Origin of the sequence: Psychrobacter sp. 4Dc (assembly GCF_002836715.1) — a bacterium.
GTDB lineage: Bacteria > Pseudomonadota > Gammaproteobacteria > Pseudomonadales > Moraxellaceae > Psychrobacter.
Window position 1 is genome coordinate 1 of sequence record NZ_PJAT01000035.1, and the last position, 775, is coordinate 775.

1 pseudogene is annotated in these 775 nt (G+C 45.8%); it reads left to right on the forward strand.

The window, feature by feature from the left end:
• Positions 1-775: pseudogene (locus CXF61_RS01795) on the forward strand (IS3 family transposase); the annotation flags it as partial.

Consider the following 775-nt stretch of genomic DNA (forward strand, 5'->3'; position numbering starts at 1 on the left):
CTTATCAGCCGTCTTAAAGAGCTTGAAGTTGAAAATGCCCGCTTAAAGAAGATGTACGCTGACGAGTGTCTTAAGTCCGACATCCTACAGGATGCTATGTCAAAAAAGTGGTAGCGCCCCAAAGGCGCAAAGCGTTGGTTTGTCACTACATTGAAGATCGTGGTATTGGTATCCGCAGGGCTTGTAGCATCTTTAACATCAGCGTCACCTGTTATTATCACAAGTCGGTGGTAACAGATGAGAACCAGCAAATAGCGGACTTACTTATCAAACTGACTGATGAGAACAAGAACTGGGGCTTTGGCTTGTGCTTTTTAACCTTGCGTAATGTGCTAGGACTGCCGTACAACCATAAGCGGGTATATCGCATCTACTGCGAGCTTGAACTCAACCTTAGAATCAAGCCTAAGCGTCGCATTAAACGTGCTAAACCAATACCATTAGCAGTACCTGATAGGATTAACCAAAGCTGGAGCATGGACTTTATGCACGACAGCTTAACTGATGGCCGCGGCTTTAGACTGTTCAATGTCATTGATGATTACAACCGTGAGGCACTCACCGTTGAAGTCGACTTCTCGCTACCGGCGCAAAGGGTCATACGCAGTCTTAATCAGCTTATTGAGTACCGAGGCAAACCTGTGCAGATAAGATGCGATAACGGCCCTGAATACATCAGCAATGCGCTCAAAGACTGGGCTGAGCAGCAAGGTATCATCTTAAGCTATATTGAACCTGGCAATCCACAGCAAAATGCGTATGTAGAGCGCTTTAA